Annotated in this window: 10 protein-coding genes; 3 read left to right on the top strand and 7 right to left on the bottom strand. The window is 71.6% G+C overall.

Features of this window, described 5'->3' with window-relative positions; translation table 11 throughout:
• Positions 1–16 precede the first annotated feature (16 nt).
• Positions 17–907, bottom strand: a complete 891-nt coding sequence (locus tag EP26_RS32000; protein WP_052389220.1) for a class I SAM-dependent methyltransferase — start codon at positions 905–907, stop codon at positions 17–19.
• Between the two features lie 146 nt (positions 908–1,053).
• On the opposite strand from EP26_RS32000, the gene EP26_RS15150 reads away from it, so the two are divergent.
• Positions 1,054–2,232: a M20 aminoacylase family protein gene (locus EP26_RS15150; RefSeq protein WP_043339629.1), complete on the top strand. Its 1,179-nt coding sequence runs from the start codon at positions 1,054–1,056 to the stop codon at positions 2,230–2,232.
• A gap of 80 nt (positions 2,233–2,312) precedes the next feature.
• Positions 2,313–4,217 carry an AI-2E family transporter gene (locus tag EP26_RS15145; RefSeq protein ID WP_169747408.1) on the top strand — a complete coding sequence of 635 codons (1,905 nt, stop codon included), beginning with the start codon at positions 2,313–2,315 and terminating at the stop codon, positions 4,215–4,217.
• 4 nt (positions 4,218–4,221) lie between these two features.
• On the opposite strand, the gene EP26_RS15140 is transcribed toward EP26_RS15145, so the two are convergent.
• The 3 genes from EP26_RS15140 to EP26_RS36245 are packed head-to-tail and all read right to left on the bottom strand — an operon-like array spanning position 4,222 to position 6,282.
• Positions 4,222–5,178 carry an acetyl-CoA carboxylase carboxyltransferase subunit alpha gene (locus tag EP26_RS15140; RefSeq protein WP_043339626.1) on the bottom strand — a complete coding sequence of 319 codons (957 nt, stop codon included), beginning with the start codon at positions 5,176–5,178 and terminating at the stop codon, positions 4,222–4,224.
• An 11-nt stretch (positions 5,179–5,189) separates the two neighbouring features.
• Positions 5,190–6,131: a tyrosine recombinase gene (locus tag EP26_RS15135; protein WP_281177087.1), complete on the bottom strand. Its 942-nt coding sequence runs from the start codon at positions 6,129–6,131 to the stop codon at positions 5,190–5,192.
• A gap of 4 nt (positions 6,132–6,135) precedes the next feature.
• On the bottom strand, positions 6,136–6,282 hold the full coding sequence (locus EP26_RS36245; protein ID WP_169747407.1) for a hypothetical protein: 147 nt from the start codon (positions 6,280–6,282) through the stop codon (positions 6,136–6,138).
• Positions 6,283–6,371: 89 nt separating this feature from the next.
• Between EP26_RS36245 and aroB the strand changes: the two genes are divergently transcribed.
• Entirely contained in the window at positions 6,372–8,114 is a 1,743-nt protein-coding gene (gene aroB / locus EP26_RS33210; protein WP_084112570.1) for a 3-dehydroquinate synthase, read from the top strand.
• Here the strand turns inward: aroB and EP26_RS15125 are convergent.
• From EP26_RS15125 to EP26_RS15115, 3 genes are all read right to left on the bottom strand, one after another.
• Positions 8,111–10,228, bottom strand: a complete 2,118-nt coding sequence (locus tag EP26_RS15125) for a PAS domain-containing protein (RefSeq protein ID WP_043339625.1) — start codon at positions 10,226–10,228, stop codon at positions 8,111–8,113. The genes aroB and EP26_RS15125 overlap by 4 nt on opposite strands.
• 130 nt (positions 10,229–10,358) lie before the next feature.
• Positions 10,359–13,853, bottom strand: a complete 3,495-nt coding sequence (metH, locus tag EP26_RS15120; RefSeq protein WP_043339624.1) for a methionine synthase — start codon at positions 13,851–13,853, stop codon at positions 10,359–10,361.
• Positions 13,854–13,866: 13 nt separating this feature from the next.
• Entirely contained in the window at positions 13,867–14,817 is a 951-nt protein-coding gene (locus tag EP26_RS15115; protein ID WP_043339623.1) for an ArsR/SmtB family transcription factor, read from the bottom strand.
• Between the last annotated feature and the right edge of the window lie 42 nt (positions 14,818–14,859).

Genomic DNA, 14,859 nt, shown 5'->3' with positions numbered 1-14,859 from the left:
GGGTGGCCATGGCCTGCTACCGCCGCGGCCGGACTTCCAGCACGGCGCGGGCGACGAGGTCGTCGGCCGACGGGCGCATCGCCTCCGGATGCGGCCGGGCGGGGCCGCGCGGGCGGCGCGGCCAGACCACCGCCTCCGGCACCTCCACCTGGAAGCCGGCGCGGCGGAAGCGCCCGACCATGCTGGAGAGGCCGAGCCGGTTCACATAGATCCCCGCGCGGCCGACCAGCGGGCTGGCCCAGAAGGCGTCGCTGAAGCGGAGATGCTGGAGCCCGCCGCCGAGATGGTCCTGGAAGTCGATGCGGTGCAGGCCGACGCCATCCGGCGCCGTCACCCGCCGGAGCTGGGCGAGCAGCGGCCCCATCTCGTCGCGCCGGACATGCTCGAGCACCGCCTCGCTCACCACGAGGTCGATCGCCCCGTCCGGGATGGCGCCGAGCGCCGAGGGGCCGCCATGCAGCAGCGTCGCATGGCACCGCTGGAGGATGGCGGCGCGGTCGGTGCAGCCGGCGAGGTCTGGCACGGGCAGGCCCTGGCTGCGGGCGAGCGCGGCGACCTGCTGGTAGGCTGCGGCCTCGGTGGGCGCGCTGTCGGCCGGGTCGATGAACCAGATGTGCTCCAGCCCGAGCCCGGCCAGAACCGGCGCGCGCAGCACCATCCGGCCGGGCCCGACCTCGAGCATGGTGCGCGGGCGGCGGCCCATCAGCCGGGTCGCATCGCCGATCCAGGCCGGCGGCCCGCCAAGCAGCTTCGCCGGGTCGCGCGCATCGAAGGAGGGGCGGGCGAGGCCGAGCGCGCGGGCGCGGGCGCCGTGGATGCCAATGGCAGCAAGGCCGAGCTTCAGCCCGAGCTTCACCCACCACGGCACCGGCGCCCCGCGGGAGAGCCCGTGCGGGGCCGGCACCATGCGCCGGGGCCTGGCCATATCCTCCGTCTGGTGTTCGGTCGCCACGTTGTTGACCCAGTGCTGTCGCAGGCTTAGCCCGCAGGGATAGCCCAAGAGGCATAGCGCAGAGCGGTGGGGCTTGCCCACCTCAACCGCAGGAGAGCCACGTGAATCCCATCGAGCATATCCGCCGGTACCAGGATGAACTCACCGCCTGGCGCCGGGATTTCCATGCCCATCCGGAAACCGGCTTCGAGGAGGTGCGGACCAGCGCGCTGGTGGCGGAGCGGCTGGAGTCCTGGGGGATCGAGGTGCATCGCGGCATCGGCCGCACCGGCCTCGTCGGTGTGCTGCGGGCGGGGAACGGCGACCGGACGGTCGGGCTGCGTGCCGACATGGATGCGCTCGACATGCCCGAGGCGAACGGCTTCGCCCATCGCTCCATCATCCCCGGCAAGATGCATGGCTGCGGCCATGACGGGCACACCACCATGCTGCTCGGCGCCGCCCGCTACCTGGCCGAGACACGCAACTTCAACGGCACCGTCCATTTCATCTTCCAGCCGGCCGAGGAGGGCCAGGGCGGCGCGCGGGCGATGGTGGAGGAGGGTCTGTTCCGCCGCTTCCCCTGTAATGCCGTCTACGGGCTGCACAACCGGCCGGGCATGCCGGTCGGGCAGTACGGCATCCGCACCGGCGCGATGATGGCGGGCTGCGCCTTCTTCGACCTCGTGGTCCAGGGCAAGGGCGGGCATGGGGCGCGGCCGGAGAGCACGGTGGACCCGGTGGTCTGCGGCGCGGCGATCGTCTCCGCCTACCAGTCGATCATCGGGCGCAACGTGGCGCCGAACGATACCGGCGTCGTCAGCGTCACCGGCTTCAGCGCCGGCACGGCCTACAACGTCATCCCCGACCAGGTCTCGCTGCGCGGCACCGTCCGCGCCTTCCGCACCGAGACCATGGCGCTGATCGAGCAACGGATGCGGGCGCTGGCGACGAGCATCGCCGAGGGCTTCGGCGCCGAGGCGCGGCTCGACTTCCGCGAGGTCACGGTGCCGGTGGTGAACGGCGTGGAGCAGACGGCCATGATCGCCGATGCCGCGGCCGGGATGGTCGGCGCGGCGGCGGTGGACCGCAACCGCATCCCGGCCATGGGCTCGGAGGACTTCTCCTACATGATGGCCGAGGTGCCGGGCGCCTATATCCTGGTCGGCAATGGCGAGGGCGAGGCCGGCGGCTGCGAGGTCCACAACCCGCATTACGACTTCAACGACGCGGCCATTCCCTATGGCGCGGGTGTGCTGGCGGCGGTGGTGGAGCGGGAATTGGCGCCGATGAAAAGCTAGGACAACGCAACGGAACCGCGGGACCGGCGTTCGCCTCAAGCGGGCTGATGGAGGCTCGAGGACCACGGAACCGAGGCCGGATGCCTGAATCACGACCTGCCCCTGCGCCAACCCGCGGCCTGAGCGCGGCAGGCACCCCCGCCTCCGGCCTGCAGATGCTCCAGGGCGCGCTCCTTATCATCGCCGTGCTCTATTTCGGCCGGGAGCTGCTGGTGCCGCTGGTGCTGGCGGTGCTGCTCTCCTTCGTGCTGGCGCCGGTGGTGCGCCTGCTGCGACGGGTCCGCATGCCGCGTTCGGCGGCTGTCGTCATCACCGTGCTGCTGGCCTGCACCATCATCTTCGGCATCGGCGGGCTGATGGGGCGGCAGGCGACGCTGCTCGCCGAGAACCTGCCGAGCTACCAGGCGACCATCCGCCAGAAGCTCTCCGGCCTGCAGAGCGCCGGCGGCTGGATCGACCGGTTGAGCGGCGCCGTCCAGGCCGTCGGCCATGGCATGGGCGGCCGGGAAGGTCCCGCACCGGCCGTCTCGGGCGATCCGGTGCGGCCGCCGATGCCGGTCGAGATCCACACGCCCGATCCAACGCCCTTCGACATGCTCCGCAGCGTGGCGGAGCCGCTACTCGGGCCGCTGGCGACGGCCGGCATCGTCGTCATCCTCGTCATCTTCATCCTGCTCTACCGCGAGGACCTGCGCGACCGGCTGATCCGTCTGGCCGGCGCGCGCGACCTGCACCGCACCATGGCGGCGATGGACGACGCGGCCTACCGCCTCTCCCGCTTCTTCCTGGCGCAGACCGGGATGAATGCCCTGTTCGGCGCCTTCATCGCTGCCGCGCTCTGGGCCATCGGCATCCCCAACCCCCTGCTCTGGGGCTTCGTCGCCGGACTGATGCGCTTCGTGCCCTTCATCGGCGTCTTCATCACCGTGAGCGGGCCGCTGCTGCTGGCGCTGGCCGTCGATCCAGGCTGGTCGACGCTGATCTGGGTGGCAGTGCTGTTCGGCATCAGCGAGATGCTGATGGGCCAGGTGGTCGAGCCGATGGTCTTCGGCCATTCGACCGGCCTCTCGCCGATTGCCGTCATCGCGGCGGCGACTTTCTGGACCTGGCTCTGGGGGCCGGTCGGGCTGCTGCTGGCGGTGCCGCTGACGGTCTGCCTCGTGGTGCTCGGGCGGCATGTGGACCGGCTGGAATTCCTTGAGGTGATGCTGGGCGACCGGCCTCCGCTCGACCCGGAGGAGACCTTCTACCAGCGGGCGCTGGCAGGCGACGCCAATGCGCTCGCCGAGCAGGCGGAGCGTTGCCTGAAGGACAAGCCCCTCGCCGAGTATCTCGATGCGGTGGCGCTGCCGGCGCTGCGCCTCGCCCAGGCGGATGCGGTGCATGGCGCCCTCAGGCCGGAACGGCGCGATGCCCTGCTGCGCAGCGTCGAGTTGCTGATCGAGGACCTGGAGGAGGAAGAGGACCCGCCGCCGCCCGAGGGCGAGGCCCTGCCGGAGCCTGTGCCTGCCGCATGGCACGTGCCGGGGGCGGTGCTCTGCCTGCCCGGTCGCGGCCCTTTCGATGCGCTGGCCGCCAGCATGCTGGCCCAGGTGCTGGCGCGACGCGGCTTCGGCGTGCAGGTGGGCGGGGTGAGTGCCGTGCCGGGCGCGCCGCCGCGCCTCATCTGCCTGTGTCTGCTGGAAGGCGGCAGCAGCAGCGCGACGGCTCGCTACCTGCTGCGCCGTGCGCGGCGGCGTCTGCCGGGCGTGCCGGCCATCGCCCTGGCCTGGTCGCCGGATGGTGGAGAGGAGGGTCAGGGCGTGCTCGCCAAGGCTTTGCGGGCGGAAGGCGAATCGGCGCCGCTGCAACTGGCGATGAGCCTGGCCGAGGCGCAGGACCTGGCCGTGGAGGCGAGCGGCACGGCACCGGCACCGGTGCTCACCGCCCCGGCGCCCCGGCCGGAGGCGCCGCCGCCGCTCGGAGTGGCGCCGGCGCCGGCCTGAGCCGTCAAACCACGCTGTTGCGGCCCATCTCCAGGAATTTCTCCCGGCGGCGGGCGCGCAGCGTGGCGCCGTCCAGCGCCAGCAGCGGCTCCAGGCTTTCCCAGACCTTGTCGCCGACCGCGGCGAGCGCCGCCTCCGGGTCGCGATGAGCGCCGCCCATCGGCTCTGGCACCACGGCATCGACAAGGTTGAGGCGGCGGAGATCTTCCGCGGTGAGCTTCAGCGCCTCGGCCGCGGTCGAGGCCTGGGCGGCGTCGCGCCAGAGGATGCTGGCGCAGCCTTCGGGGCTGATGACCGAATAGACCGAATGCTCCAGCATCAGGATACGGTCGGCCGCAGCCAGCGCGATGGCGCCGCCCGAGCCGCCCTCGCCGATGATGGTGGCGACGAAGGGCACCGGTGCTTCGAGCCCCGCCTCGATGGAGCGGGCGATGGCCTCGGCCTGGCCTCGCGCCTCGGCCTCGATGCCGGGGAAGGCGCCGGCGGTGTCGACGAAGGAGAGGATGGGCAGGCCGAAGCGGCTGGCGAGTTCCATGATGCGGCGGGCCTTGCGGTAGCCCTCCGGACGGGCCATGCCGAAATTGTGCAGCACGCGGCTCTCGGTGTCGCTGCCCTTCTCCGTGCCCAACACGGCGACGGCGCGGCCGCGGAAGCGCCCGAGGCCGCCGACCACCGCCGCATCGTCCGCGAAGGCGCGGTCGCCGGCCAGCGGCGTCCACTCCTCGATATGGGCGCGGATGTAGTCGAGGCATTTCGGCCGGTCGGGGTGGCGGGCGACCAGGGTCTTCTGCCAGGGCGAGAGCTTGGCGTAGGTGGTCTTCAGCAGGACCTGCGCCTTGTCGCGCATCCGCGCGACCTCCTCGGCGACATCGATCCCGCCGGCATCGGAGGTCCGACGCAGCTCCTCGATCTTGCCTTCCAGCTCGGCGATCGGCTTCTCGAAATCCAGGAAGTGGCGCATGGCGGGCGGGGTTAGCCGAAAAGCTGCGAGCGCGGAAGCGGGGGCGGCGGATCGGCCTCCGCCAGCGGGTGGTGCGCCTCGACCAGCGCCCGCAGCCGCTCCTCCATCACCTTGGTGTAGATCTGGGTGGTGGCGATGTCGGCATGGCCGAGCAGGATCTGCAGGCTGCGCAGATCCGCGCCGCGGGCCAGAAGGTGGCTGGCGAAGGAATGCCGCAGGACATGCGGGGAGACGCGTTCCGGCGCGATGCCGGCCGCCAGCGCCGCCTCCTTCAGCAGCAGGCCGAGGCCCTGACGGGTCATGTGCCCGGCCGCGCCGCGCGAGGGGAAGAGCCAGCGGCGGCGGCGGTCGCCAGGGGGCGCATCCTCCTCCCCGGCGCGGGCCTCGGCGGCGGCTTCGCGGGCGCGGGGGGAGATGGGCACCAGCCGCTCCCGCCCACCCTTGCCGCGCAGCGCGATCATCGGCTGGTCGGCGCGCAGCGCCGATGCGGGGAGCGTGACCAGCTCGGTGGCGCGCAGCCCGGCGCCGTAGAGCAGCTCGATCGCGGCGACGGCCAGTGGGCCGCGGCCCTTCGGCAGGGTGGCGGCGCCGGCGAGCAGGGCCGTGACTTCCTCCTCGGCGAGGGGCTTGGGCAGGGACGGCGTCGGGCGGGGGCCGTCCAGCAGCTCGGTCGGGTCGTCGGGCCGGATGCCCTCGCGGGCGAGGAACCGGTAGAACTGGCGGAGCGCGGAGAGGCGCCGCGCCGCTGTCCGCGGCTTCAGGCCGAGATCGGCCAGCGAACGGAGATAGTCGCTGAGCGGCTCTGGCCCCGCCGCCTCGGGCGCCAGGCCGAGGCGGGCGCAGAAGGCGGCGAAATCCTCGAGATCGGCCGCGTAGGCGGCCAGGGTGTTGCGGGCGGCGCCTCGCTCGGCCGCCAGCATCTCGAGGAATGACTCGCGGAGGGCGCCGGCCAAGGGGTCAGCGGGTCTGGAAGCGGTCGTTCGGCAAGACGCGCTCCACAGCGGTCGGAGTGGCGGCGGGTGGGAAGGCGCCCAGCGCCAGCAGCCCGGCCGCCACCAGGGCAAGCAGGATCACGGCCAGCAGCAGGATGGGGCGGCGGAACATGGGCGGCTGAGCTCCTGGAGAAACTACCGGCTTCCGCAACGAAGCCGCCCCATCGCATCGGGGCCGCGGTGTGCTAGCCTCTCCGCATCGTGTCGCGCAACACCGCCAATGCCATCGTTCCACTGGGCGCAGCCCAGGCCCCGGACGCCGCCGTCTGGACCGGCCCGGCCGAGCCCGCGCCCTCGCCTGCTCGGCTGCCGGCGCGCAGCATCGTGCTGGTCGGCATGCCGGGGGCGGGCAAGACCTCCATCGGCCGGCGCCTGGCGCTGCGCCTCGGCCTGCCCTTCCTCGATGCGGATGCGGAGATCGAGGCGGCCGCCGGGCTGCCCATCACCGACATCTTCGCCCGCTACGGCGAGGCGCATTTCCGCGACGGCGAGCGGCGGGTGATCGCCCGGCTGCTGGCCGGGCCGCCCCTGGTCCTGGCGACCGGTGGCGGCGCCTTCGTCGATGCCCGCACCCGCGACGCCATCCGCGCTTCCGGCGCCGTCTCGGTCTGGCTGCACTGCCGCATGGCGACGCTGCTGAAGCGCGTCGCCGGGCGGGAGCACCGGCCGATGTTCCTCAACGCCGATCCGGCTGAAGTGCTGGAACGGCTGATGGTGGCGCGCCACCCCCTCTATGCCGAGGCCGATATCGTGATCGCCTGTTCCGACGAGAGCCCCGAGGTCACCACCCGCCGGGTGCAGCAGGCGCTGGAGGGCTGGCAGCCGCCCTCCCGCCTGTCCGTGCCGCTCGGCGAGCGCGGCTATGAGATCCTGGTCGGCGAGGGGTTGCTGGCGCGGGCGGGGGCGCTCCTCGCTCCGGTGCTGCCGGCCCGGCGAGTGGTGGTGGTGACGGACGAGGTTGTCGGGCCGCTGCACCTTCCGGCGCTGCGGGCCGGCCTCGCCGAGACCGGCACCGCCATCCTCGCCGAGATCGCCGTGCCGGCCGGCGAGGTGAGCAAGACCCTCGGCCAGGTGCAGGCGGTGCTGGAGCGGATGCTGGCGGCCGGGGCCGACCGGCGGACGGCGGTGCTGGCGCTCGGCGGCGGGGTGGTGGGCGACCTGGCCGGCTTCGCCGCCGCGATCGCACTGCGCGGCCTCCCCTTCGTCCAGCTGCCGACGACGCTGCTGGCCCAGGTGGACAGCTCGGTCGGGGGCAAGACAGGTGTGAACCTGTCGCTCGGCAAGAACCTGGTCGGCGCCTTCCACCAGCCGCGGCTGGTGCTGGCCGATACGGTGACGCTCGGCACGCTGCCGGTGAGGGAGTTGCGCGCCGGCTATGCCGAGGTGGCAAAGCACGGGCTGCTATCCGGCGAGCGGCTCTGGCGCTGGTGCGAGACGCATGGGCCGGCCCTCGTCGCCGGCGACCGGGAAGCGCTGGTGACGGCGGTGCTCGAGAGCTGCCGGCTGAAATCCTCCGTCGTCGCCGGCGACGAGCGGGAGGAGACTGAGGAGGGCGGCCGGGCGCTGCTCAATCTCGGCCATACCTTCGGCCATGCGCTGGAGGCGGAGTGCGGCTATGGCGGGATGCTGCTGCATGGCGAGGCGGTGGGGGTGGGGCTTGGCCTCGCCGCCAGCCTCTCGGCGCGGCTCGGCCATTGCAGCCAGGAATTGCCGGGGCGGGTGATCGCCCATCTCCAGGCCTGCGGCATGCCGGCGCGGATCGGCGACCTGCCGCGGCGCTTCTCGGCGGCGTCGCTGCTCGGGCGGATGCGGAAGGACAAGAAGGCGCGGGAGGGAGCGCTGCGCTTCGTGCTGCTGCGCGGGCCGGGCGAGGCCTTCACCGCGGGCGACGTGCCGCCGGAGACGGTCGAGCGGCTGCTGCTGGATGAGGGCTGCGAGGCCTAATTGGGTTCCTGAAGCAGGCGGAGGGTCACTCTTCCCTCCCCTTCCGTCAGCGCGGCGGCGATCTGCCGCGCCAGCGCCTTCACCACCGTCTGGCCGAGCCCCGCCTTGCCACCGTGGCCCGGGCCGTCGCCCTGGCCTTCGACCTCGGCAAGGATCGCGTCTCCGTCCAGCCGGGCGGAGAGTCGCACCGGGCCGCCATGACGCAGCGCCTGGGTCACCAGTTCCGACAGGATGAGGGCGAGGGGGATGGCGCGCTCGGCATCGAGGGTCAGCTCCTCGGGCGCCTCGGTGCGGATATCGGCGGCCGGGTGCTGCACGGCCGCGCCGGCGGCCAGCTCGCGCAGCATGTCGGAGAGGCGGATGTTGCGGAAATCCGGGCTCTGCTGCAGGGCGCGATGCGCCTCGGCCACGGCCTGGACCCGGGCGGTCGCCGCTTCCAGCGCCTCACGCGCCGCCGGCTCCTCCACCCGCCCGGCCTGGAGGCGGAGCAGGGCAGCGACCAGTTGCAGGCTGTTCTTGATGCGGTGATCGGCCTCACGGGCCAGCTGCTCGCGGGCGGCGAGCGCCTCGCGCAGCCGGTCCTCGGCGATGTGGCGCTCCTCGGTATCGGTGCAGGTGCCGACCCAGTGGCGGACCAGGCCGGCAGCATTGCAGACCGGGGCGGCCTTCACCCGGTGCCAGCGGTAGCGGCCCGTGCGGTCGCGCAGCCTGGCATCGACATCGTAGTCCCGGCCCTCGGCCCGGGCCGCGACCCAGGCGGCGGCGAGGGGCTGGCGGTCCTCGGGATGCACCACGGCGAGCCAGCCACCGCCGCGAAGCTGCGGCAGGTCGAGGCCGGTCAGCTCCTGCCAGCGGGAATTGACGTAGTCCGGCTCCCCATTCGCATCGGTCTGCCAAACTAGGTGCGGCATGGCCTCGGCGAGGGTGCGGAAGCGCGCCTCGCTGTCGCGCAGGGCTCGTTCGGCCCGCTTGCGCGCATCGATGTCGGTATTGACGCCGAGCCATTCGACGACCCGCCCACGCATGTCGCGCAACGGCGCGGCCCGCACCGCCATCCAGCGCCAGGCGCCGCCCGGGCCGCGGAGCCGGTACTCCGCCTCAAAGGTCTTGCCGGTGGCGACGGCGCGAGTCCAATCCTCACGGACACGCTCGCGTTCCTCCGGGTGAATTGCTTCCAGCCAGCCCCAACCGACCGATTGCGCCGGGGTCTGGCCGGTGAAGGCTCCCCAGCCGCCGAGGCTCACCACCGCCCCATCCGCCGCGGCGGTCCAGACGGCGACGGCGCCGGCCTCCACCAGGGCGCGGTAGCGGGTATCGAGGCCGATGCCGGTCTCTGGCGGATCGGTCCAGGCGAGGATGCCGCCGGCGATGCGGCCGCTGCGGCCGCGCACTGGGGCCGCGCTGCACTCGAGGCTGCGCTCGGCGCCGTCCCAGGCGCGAAGTTGCCAGGGCTCGCGCACCACCGCTTCGCCGCTGGCGAGGGCGCGGGCTAGCGGCAGGGCCTCCGGCTCGACCGGCGGCTCGCCCTCACGGCGTACCACCTCCCAACCGGCGGAGGCCGGCGCGCCGGCTAGACGCTCGGCGAGATCCCTCCCCGCGAAGGCGAGGCCGTGTCGGCTCAGCCGCAGCAGCCGCCCTTCCGGCCCGGCGATGGCAAGGCCGAGCGGCGCGTGCTCCAGCACCGCATCCAGCACGGCGGCGGCAGCCTCGGCCTTGTGCAGCCGGCTGCGCAGCGCCGTCACGTCGCGCAGTTGGACGAGGACGCCGGTGATGATGCCGTCGCGGGCCCGCAGCGCCGAAGCCTCGACATCCCAGAACCGGTCCGCGTCGCCGAAGGGCAGCCGCCTGGCCTCGGCGCGGAAGGGTCGGCCGGTGGTACGCACCAGGTCGAGCGGTGCCAAGTGCCCGCCTTCGGCGATGGCCGGGAAAAGCTCGGCCGCGGGGCGGCAGTCCAGCGCAGCGCGGTCCTGGCCGCAGGCGGCGGCAAAGGCCAGGTTGGCATAGAGCAGGCGATGGGTCGGGCCGGCGACCACGACGATCGGGTGCGGCGCCGGCTCGGCGAAGCTGCGGATCGCGTCGATATCGGGTGCCGCTCCTCGGCCTTCCTCTGGCACGGTCCGCTCCTCAGGCTTCCGGCCTCTGTCTGCCGCATCCTAGGCGCTGCGGCGGCATGACGCGATGCCTATGCCCGCGCATCGGATCAAAGGCGCGGGAGCTTGGGCCGAGGAGGGAACTGCCTGACGACTAGACCGAGAAGTATTTCGCCTGCGGGTGGTGCAGCACGATGGCACTCGTTGATTGCTCCGGATGAAGCTGCCATTCATCGCTGATCGAGACACCGATGCGATCGGCGCCGAGCAGCCGCAGCAGCGGCACCTGGTCCTCCAGCCGAGGGCAGGCCGGGTAGCCGAAGCTGTAGCGGCCGCCGCGATAGTTTTGTTGCAGCATCCGGTCCATGTCGCGGTCGTCGTCGCCGGCGAAGCCCCATTCGGCGCGGATGCGCTTGTGTACGTATTCCGCCATCGCCTCCGCCATTTCGACGCTGAGGCCGTGCAGGTAGAGGTAATCCTGGTAGCGGTTATCCTCGAACCAGACCCGCGCGATGTCGGAGGCTTTCTGCCCGACGGTGACGACCTGCAACCCGATCACATCGCGCCGCTCCGGGCCATCGCCAATGTCGCGGATGAAATCGGCGATGCATTCGCCATCCTGCTTCGGCTGGCGCGGCAGGGTGAAGCGGCAGGCCTCCGTCGCGCCATCCTCCTCGAAGAGGATGAGGTCGTTGCCCGCGCCGGCGCATTTCCAGTAGCCGTAGATGGCCTGGGGCCGGAGGATGTCCTCCGCCTCGGTCAGCGCCAGCATGCGCTTCAGCACCGGACGCAGCTCCTGCTTCGCCCAGCCGAGGAAGTCGTCGAGGCTCCGGCCCTGCTTCCGGAAGCCCCACTGGAATTGATAGAGGCTGCGCTCGTTGATGAAGGGCACGATGGCCTTCGGCGCCGCCTCGATGACGCGGGCGCCCCAGAAGGGCGGCGCCGGCACCGGCTCCTCGGCAGTGAGCCGCCGCCGCCGCGCCTCGGCATAGGCAACATCGACGGGCGCGAAGCCGCGCGGGTCGGCGGTGCCGAGGGTGCGGGCCTCGTTGCGCGACTTGCCCTTCCGCTTCGACTGCAAGGCGGCCAGATAATCGTCGAAGCCGTTGCCGGTCACCTTGTCCATCAGGTGGAGGCCGTCGAAGGCATCCCGCGCATAGGCGACACGGCCCGAGGCATAGGCGCGGACGCAATCCTCCTCGACATAATTCCGGGTCAGCGCGGCGCCGCCGAGCAGCACCGGCACGTCGAGGCCGATGCGGCTCATCTCCTCGAGGTTCTCGCGCATGACGACGGTCGATTTCACCAAGAGTCCGCTCATGCCGATGGCATGCGCCCGGTGTTCCCTGACCGCCGCCACCATGTCGGCCAATGGCACCTTGATGCCGAGATTGACCACGCGGTAGCCGTTGTTGGTGAGGATGATATCGACCAGGTTCTTGCCGATGTCGTGCACGTCGCCCTTCACCGTGGCGAGGACGATGGTGCCCTTCTCCTGCCCCTCGATCTTCTCCATGAAGGGCTCGAGATAGGCGACGGCGGCCTTCATCGTCTCCGCGCTCTGGAGGACGAAGGGCAGCTGCATCTTGCCGGCGCCGAACAGCTCGCCCACCACCTTCATGCCGTCGAGCAGCACGTCGTTGATGATGGCGAGCGGCGCGATGCCCTGGTCGAGCGCGTCCTGCAACTCCTCGTTCAGCCCCTTGCGGTCGCCATCGACGATGCGGTCCTTGAGGCGGCCCTCGACCGTCTCGGCCCGCACCTTCTTCGTGCTGTCGGCGGCCTTCCGGCCGGAGAAGATTTCCAGCAGTTTCTGCAGCGGGTCGTAGCCCTCCCGCCTGCGGTCGAAGATCAGGTCCTCGGCGACCTCCACCTCCTCCGGCGGGATCAGGTGCAGCGGCTTGATCTTCGACACATGCACGATGGCGCCGGTCATGCCGGCCTTCACCGCATGGTCGAGGAAGACGCTGTTCAGCACGTGCCGCGCGGCCGGGTTGAGGCCGAAGGAGATGTTGGAGAGGCCGAGGATGATCTGGATGTCAGGGAATTCCTCCCGGATCATCCGGATGCCCTCCAACGTCCACTGGCCGAGCTTGCGGTCGTCCTCGTTGCCCGTGGCGATGGTGAAGGTCAGCGGGTCGATCAGCAGGTCGGACTGCGGCAGGCCATGCTTGTTGCAGGCGAAATCGACCAGGCGGCGGGCGATGCGGAGCTTGTCCTCCGCCGTCTTCGCCATGCCGACCTCGTCGATGGTCAAGGCGATGACGGCGGCGCCGAATTTCTTCGCCAGGACGAGCCGGTCATGTGCGGCACCCTCGCCATCCTCGAAATTGATCGAGTTGATGATCGGCTTTCCGCCATGGAGCTTGAGGGCCGCCTCGATCACCGGCGTCTCGGTGCTGTCGATCACCAGCGGGGCGTTGACCGAGGAGGTGAAGCGGGTGACGACCTCGTTCATCTCCGCCATCTCGTCGCGCCCGACGAAGGCGGTGCAGATATCGAGGCTGTTGGAGCCCTCGCCCACCTGCTCGCGGCCCATGGCGACGCAGCCATCCCAGTCATGCGCCGCCTGCCGCTCGCGCCAGGCCTTGGAGCCATTGGCGTTGCAGCGCTCGCCGATGGAAAAATAGGCATTCTCCTGCCGCAGCGAGACGGCGCCGTAGAGCGAGGCGACGGAAGGAACCCAGACAGGCTTGCGGGCGACCGGCGAGGGGCGCCAAGCATCGTGCTTCCGCAGCATGGCGTCGAGGGCCGCGATATGCGGCGTCGAGGTGCCGCAGCAGCCGCCGATGAGATTGACGCCGTCTTCGCGGACAAAGCGCTCCATCCAGCTCGCCATCTCCGTGGCGCCGAGGGGGTAGTGGGTCTTGCCATCGACCAGCTCCGGCAGGCCCGCATTGGGCTGCACGCTGATGAGGCCGGGCCAATTCTGCGACAGCCAGCGGACATGCTCGGCCATTTCCTGCGGACCGGTTGCGCAGTTCAAACCCATCAGCGGCACGTCGAGCGCATTCACCACGGTCGCCGCCGCGGCGATGTCGGGGCCGACCAGCAGCGTACCCGTCGTCTCGACTGTCACCTGGACGAAGATCGGGATGTCGGCGCCGGCGGCCTTGATTGCCGCCTTAGCCGCATTCACCGCGGCCTTGATGAAGAGCGTGTCCTGGTTGGTTTCCGTCAGCAGCGCATCAACGCCGCCGGCGATCAGCCCGCGGCACTGCTCCTCGAGCGCGGCCTGGAGGTCGTCATAGGCAATATGGCCCAGGGAAGGCAGCTTGGTGCCCGGGCCGATATCGCCGATCACCCACCGGTCGCGGCCATCGGCGAAGGTCTCGGCCGCCTCGCGCGCCAGCTCGCCGGCCAGCTTGTTGATCTCGAAGGCGCGCTCGGTCAACTCGAACTCGCCCAGCGTCACCGGCGAGCCGCCGAAGCTGTTGGTCAGCACCATGTCGGCACCGGCCTCGTAATAGCCGCGATGGATCTCGCGCACGAGGTCGGGGCGGGAGAGGTTCAGCACCTCGGTGCAGTTTTCCTTGCCCCAGTAATCCTTGTCGACGTCGAGGGTGAGCGCCTGCACGCGGCTGCCCATGCCGCCGTCGCAAAGCAGCACGCGGTCGCGGAGAGCCTGAAGCAGGTGGGGGCGCGCCATGGTGAAGGGCTTCCTAGAAGGTCAGGGCAGGCAGGGCGGCGGCAGGCACCGCGAGGCGGCGGGCCGGCCAGAGGCGAACCTCCAGCGGGCCGGGGATGGTGGCGGGAGGCAACGGCGCGTAGCCGGCGGGACCGAGCCAACCGGCGATTCCGGCATCATCGAAACCGGGCCAGCGATGGGCGTGGCGGTCCAGCAATTCGGCCCGGCCATGCGGGGCGAGGTCGAGGATCAGCAGCAGGCCATCGGGCCGCAACACGCGGGCGGCCTCGGCCAGGGCGGCGGCCGGGTCCTCGGCATAGTGCAGGACCATCTGCATGGTCACGAGGTCGAAGCCGGCATCGGGCAGCGGCAGGCGGTACATGTCGGCCTGGCGTACGGCGCAATGGGCGCCGAGGCCGCGCTCGGCCAGGCGGGCGCGGGCCAGGGCCAGCATGTCGCGGCTGGCGTCGACGCCAAGGGCGGCTTCGGCGCGTGGAGCCAGCAGCTCCAGCAGGCGGCCGGTGCCGGTGCCGATATCGAGGACGCGGCCGATGCGCTCCGGCAGGGCGGCGAGCAGCGCAGCCTCGATCGCCTCGGCGGGCAAGTCCAGGGCGCGCATTTCGTCCCAGTCGGCGCCATGGCGGCGGAAGGCGTCGGACGCGATGCGGGCACGCTCGGCGGCGAGGCGAGCCGCCTGGCGCCGGTCGGCAGCGAGCAGCGGGTCCTCCTCCGGCAGCCGGGCGAGCAGCTGATGAACGAGGCCGGCGGCGGCGGGAACCTGGAAATAGACGTTGGCGCCTTCCGGCAGGCGCTCCAGCAACCCGGCCTCGACCAGCAGCTTGAGGTGGCGCGACAGGCGGGGCTGGGACTGGCCGAGCACGGCGCAGAGATCGGAGACGCAGAAGGCCCCACGGGCGCAGAGCGCCAGCAACCGCAGGCGGGTCGGCTCGGCGGCGGCACGCAGCTGGGCCAGAAGCTCATCCATGGTGCTGGATATCACATAAAGATATCCTTATGTCTAGTGGCT

This window comes from Belnapia moabensis DSM 16746 (assembly GCF_000745835.1).
GTDB lineage: Bacteria > Pseudomonadota > Alphaproteobacteria > Acetobacterales > Acetobacteraceae > Belnapia > Belnapia moabensis.
This window is presented reverse-complemented; position numbering and strand designations above follow the sequence as displayed.